This is a genomic window from Bradyrhizobium sp. 62 (assembly GCF_023073035.1).
Classification (GTDB): domain Bacteria; phylum Pseudomonadota; class Alphaproteobacteria; order Rhizobiales; family Xanthobacteraceae; genus Bradyrhizobium.
In genome coordinates this window covers 34723-39341 of the sequence record NZ_JADPIT010000020.1, presented here as the reverse complement: position 1 = coordinate 39341, position 4619 = coordinate 34723, and the positions used below count along the sequence as shown (strand labels likewise).

The window sequence follows — 4619 nt, the reverse complement described above, 5'->3', positions numbered from 1 at the left end:
TGCCGGTAGAGAATCTTGCCGACCGCGGTCGAGCCGGTGAAGCCGACGAAACGCACGGCCGGATGCTCGCACAGCACCTTGCCGATCGGCGCTGCATCGCCGGTGATGATGTTGAACACGCCCTTGGGCACGCCGGCCTTCTCCGCGAGCGCGGCCAGCGCCAGCGCCGACAGCGGCGTTTCATTGGCGGGCTTCAGCACCACGGTGCACCCGGCCGCAAGCGCCGGCGAAACCTTTCGCGTGATCATCGAGTTCGGGAAATTCCACGGCGTGATTGCGCCGCAGACCCCGATCGGCTGCTTGATCGCGAGCAAGCGCGCATCCGGCCGCTGCGTCGGAATCGTCTCGCCATAGACGCGGCGGGCCTCCTCGGCGAAAAATTCGACATAGGCGCCGCCGATGTCGACTTCGCCGAGGGCTTCGGCGAGCGGCTTGCCTTGCTCGGAGGTGAGGATCAGCGCGAGGTCCTCGCGGTTGGCGATGATCAGCTCGAACCATTTGCGCAAGATATTGGAGCGCTGCTTGGCGGTGTGCTTGGCCCAGCCCGGAAAGGCGCGCTCGGCGGCCTCGACCGCCGTGGTGGCGTCATCGGCCGAAAGCTGCGGAACCTTTGCGAGCTCGACGCCGGTCGCGGGATTGTTGACGGCGAAGACCGGCGCGCCGACCCAGGCGCCATCGATGTAGCAAGCCTCCTTCAGAAGCGACGGGTCCTTCAACCGGTCGCGCAGATTGGACGTGGCGTGCTGAGCACGTGCGGCGGCGGTCGGGGTCATGGCGTTGCTCCTGCGGGGCTTTTGCGGGCTGTTCCGGTTCGGCCGGAATATAGGGAGAAGCGGCGCGCAATGCACCGTCCCGCAACGCACATCTGCTGGGAGCCAGGCTCGGAGCGGCGGACTTACGCCGCGCCGCTCAGATAGGTCTCGCGCCGCCCGATCATGCGCTCGGCGGCGGCCTTGGCGTCGGCCTTCGAGGAGGTCGCGCAGGTCCGATATTCGAGATCAGGGACGTCGGACGCGTTGCGGCGGCCGAACCAGGACTTTGAACCGACCGGCAGTAGCGCCAGCGCCTGCGCCAGATTGTCGACCGCGCCAAATGAATAGAGCGCGCCGGTGCCGGCGATGCGAACCTCATAGATGCCGGGCGAGATCGGCGCCTCGAGATTTTCGCCCCGTCCGGGACGGGGATAGCGCTTCCATTCGCTCCAGGTCGAAATCATCTGAGGTCCCCCTCGCGGCCGGTGGGCGGCCGCTAAATTTGCATCAAGTCTTAACGTTGGCCGTCGATCGGCCGAGAGCTGAACGCCGCAGCTCACAAAATGTTTCAAGTGCGTCAAAACAGTCGAAACATAGCGCCAGCAGCCATCCACGGTCACAGCTGGTTGCGGCCATCCACCGCAGATTGTGACGGAGCGTTGCAGTTCAACCGCTTTGTCGTCGTGCGCGGGGAGCCGACCGTCAAGTCACGACATCGCGACCGCGGCAGGTACGCGGATGCGCTTGCCGCGCGGCGCACGCGGGAGGACAATCGATCGCTTCCAACAATAATCAAACCGGAGGAAACGCGGATGCAAGGCAAAGCTGAGATCGACCAGATTCTGCGCCAGAAGAGCGAGGCCGGGGAAATTCCCGGCGTCGTCGCCATCGCCGCCAGCGGTACCGACGTGCTGTATCAGGGCGCGTTCGGCAAACGCGACCTGTCCAAGCCGGACGCGATGACCGCCGACAGCGTGTTCTGGATCGCATCGATGACGAAGGCGGTGACATCAGCGGGCGCGATGCAGCTCGTCGAGCAGGGCAAGCTGTCGCTGGATGCACCGATCGGCGAGGTGTTGCCCGATCTCGCCAAGCCGCAGGTGCTCGAAGGCTTTGACGCCAAGGGCGAAGCCAAGCTGCGGCCGGCCAAGGGGCCGATCACGCTGCGCCAGCTCATGACCCACACGGCAGGCTTCTGCTACAACATGTGGAACGGCGATCTCGCGGTCTATCTGGACAAGAACGGCATCCCCGCCATCACCACCTGCCAGAACGCGGCATTGAAGACGCCTATCATGACCGACCCCGGCACGCGCTGGGAATACGGCACCAATATCGATTTCGTCGGCAAGGCCGTGGAAGCCGCCAGCGGCAAGCGCCTCGATGCCTATCTGCGCGACAATCTGTTCGCACCGCTTGGCATGAGCGACACCGCCTTCAAGATCACCGACGACATGCGCAAGCGCCTGGTCGGCATGCATGCGCGCGGCGAGGACGGCAAGCTCGCCGCGATCCCGTTCGAGCTTGAGCAGGAGCCGGAATTCCACATGGGCGGCGGCGGCCTTTATTCGACCGCGGCCGACTATATCAGGTTTACCCAGATGATCCTGAACAAGGGCCGCGGCAACGGCAATCAGGTGCTGAAGGCCGAGACCATCGCGACGATGGGGCAGAATCACATCGGCGATCTCGCCATGGGCAAGATGACCACGGCGGCGCCGATGTACACCAATGACGTCGATCTCTATCCCGAGCAGGTGAAGAAGTGGGGCCTCAGCTTCATGATCAACACCGCCAAGACCGCCGAGGGGCGTAGCGCGGGCAGCCTCGCCTGGGCCGGCCTCGCTAACACCTACTACTGGATCGACCCGGCGCGCGACGTCACCGGCGTGATCCTGATGCAGCTGCTGCCGTTCGCCGACGCAAAGTGTCTCGAGGCTTTTGCCGGCTTCGAGCGCGGCGTCTATGCCGGGCTCGATGCCGGCAGCGGGCAGAAGGCGGCGTAAGGCGCCGCCTGACTCTCACGAGGCGTCACGGCCGGGCTTGTTGTCCCGGCCGTCCACGCACCTGACTGGAGGACACGATCTTGACAGACAAAGCCGACAGTTACGTTTGCGGCATCTCCGACACGCCGCTGCTCGGCGACACCATCGGGCGCAGCCTCGATCAGGCCGCGCGGCGCTGGGGCGATCGCGAGGCGCTGGTATCGCCCAGCCACGGCGTGAGATGGACATGGAAGGAGTTTGCCGAGCGGGTCGACGCGCTCGCCGCCGGCTTTGTCGCGCTCGGCCTCGAACGCGGCGAACGGATCGGCATCTGGTCGCTGAACCGGCCGGAATGGACGCTGACCCAATTCGCCGCCGCCAAGGCCGGCCTCATCCTGGTGACGATTAATCCGGCTTACCGGCTGAGCGAACTGGAATTCGCGCTGCACAAGGTCGCATGCAGCGCCATCGTCACCGCGACGGCGTTCAAGACCAGCAACTACATGGACATGCTCAACACGCTGTTGCCCGAGCTTGCGACCGCCAAGCCCGGGCAATTGCGCGCCGCGCGGCTACCGGCCTTGCGCATCGTGATCCAGATCGGCGGCCCCGCCTATCCGGGCACGATTCCGTTCGAGGAGGCCGCCGTCATGGGCGGACCCTTGCACCGCGAGCAGCTCGCCGCGCTCGATGCCTCCCTGCAATTCGACGATGCCGTCAACATCCAGTTCACCAGCGGAACGACGGGATCGCCCAAGGGCGTGACGCTGACCCATCACAACATTCTCAACAACGGCTATTTCGTCGGCCGCGCCATGCGCCTCACCGAACAGGACCGCATCTGCATTCCGGTGCCGCTCTATCATTGCTTCGGGATGGTGATGGGCAACCTCGCCTCCGTCACGCTCGGCACGACGATGGTCTATCCCGGCGAGGGGTTTGATCCGCTCGCGACGCTGCGAACGATCGAGCAGGAAAAATGCACCGCGCTATACGGTGTGCCGACGATGTTCATCGCCGAACTCGACCACGGTGAATTCTCAAATTTCAATCTGAAGTCGCTGCGCACCGGCATCATGGCCGGTGCACCCTGCCCGATCGAAGTGATGAAGCGCGTCAACAGCGAGATGAACATGGGCGAGGTCACGATCGCCTATGGCATGACGGAGACGAGCCCGGTCAGCTTCCAGAGCGCCGTCGACGATCCGCTCGATCGCCGCGTCTCGACGGTCGGGCGAATCCATCCGCATGTCGAGGTCAAGGTCGTCGATCTCGACGGCAGAATCGTCAAACGCGGCGAACGGGGCGAGCTCTGCACCCGCGGCTACAGCGTGATGCTGGGCTATTGGGAGGAAACGGAGAAGACCGCCGATGTGCTCGACGCCAACGGCTGGATGCATACCGGCGACATCGCCGTCATCGACGACCAGGGTTATTGCAACATCGTCGGCCGCATCAAGGACATGGTGATCCGCGGCGGCGAGAACCTCTATCCCCGCGAGATCGAGGAATTTCTGTACCGCCATCCCAAGATCCAGGATGTGCAGATCTTTGGCGTTGCCGATACCCGCTACGGCGAGGAACTCTGCGCCTGGATCCGCGTCAGGTCCGGCGAGACGCTGACGCTGGAAGAGGTGCGCGCCTTCTGCGACGGCCAGATCGCCCACAACAAGATTCCGCGTTACGTGGAATTCGTCGACGAGTTTCCGATGACCGTGACCGGAAAGATCCAGAAATTCCTGATGCGCGACCAGGTGGAGCAACGGCTTGGGCTGAAGGCCGCGAAGACTGCGTAGGTTGCCTGTCATTCCCCGCGAAGGCGGGGCATCCAGTACGCCGCGGCTTCTCCGTAGCCCACTAACGGCTCTGGAATACTGGGTCA

Annotated in this window: 4 protein-coding genes; 2 read left to right on the top strand and 2 right to left on the bottom strand. The window is 64.2% G+C overall.

Going from position 1 to position 4619, the window contains the following annotated elements:
• Together IVB47_RS22965 and IVB47_RS22960 are read right to left on the bottom strand one after the other, a co-directional pair.
• Positions 1-773, bottom strand: a 773-nt coding sequence (locus IVB47_RS22965; protein WP_247464524.1) for an aldehyde dehydrogenase family protein, incomplete at its 3' end; no start/stop codon positions are given.
• Between the two features lie 122 nt (positions 774-895).
• Positions 896-1216: a hypothetical protein gene (locus IVB47_RS22960; protein ID WP_027566114.1), complete on the bottom strand. Its 321-nt coding sequence runs from the start codon at positions 1214-1216 to the stop codon at positions 896-898.
• A 348-nt stretch (positions 1217-1564) separates the two neighbouring features.
• Here IVB47_RS22960 and IVB47_RS22955 point away from each other — a divergent pair, with 348 nt between their 5' ends.
• A complete protein-coding gene (locus IVB47_RS22955) occupies positions 1565-2758 on the top strand; it encodes a serine hydrolase domain-containing protein (protein WP_247357447.1) in 1194 nt (397 codons plus the stop codon).
• Between the two features lie 80 nt (positions 2759-2838).
• A complete protein-coding gene (locus IVB47_RS22950) occupies positions 2839-4533 on the top strand; it encodes an AMP-binding protein (protein ID WP_247464522.1) in 1695 nt (564 codons plus the stop codon).
• Positions 4534-4619 lie beyond the last annotated feature (86 nt).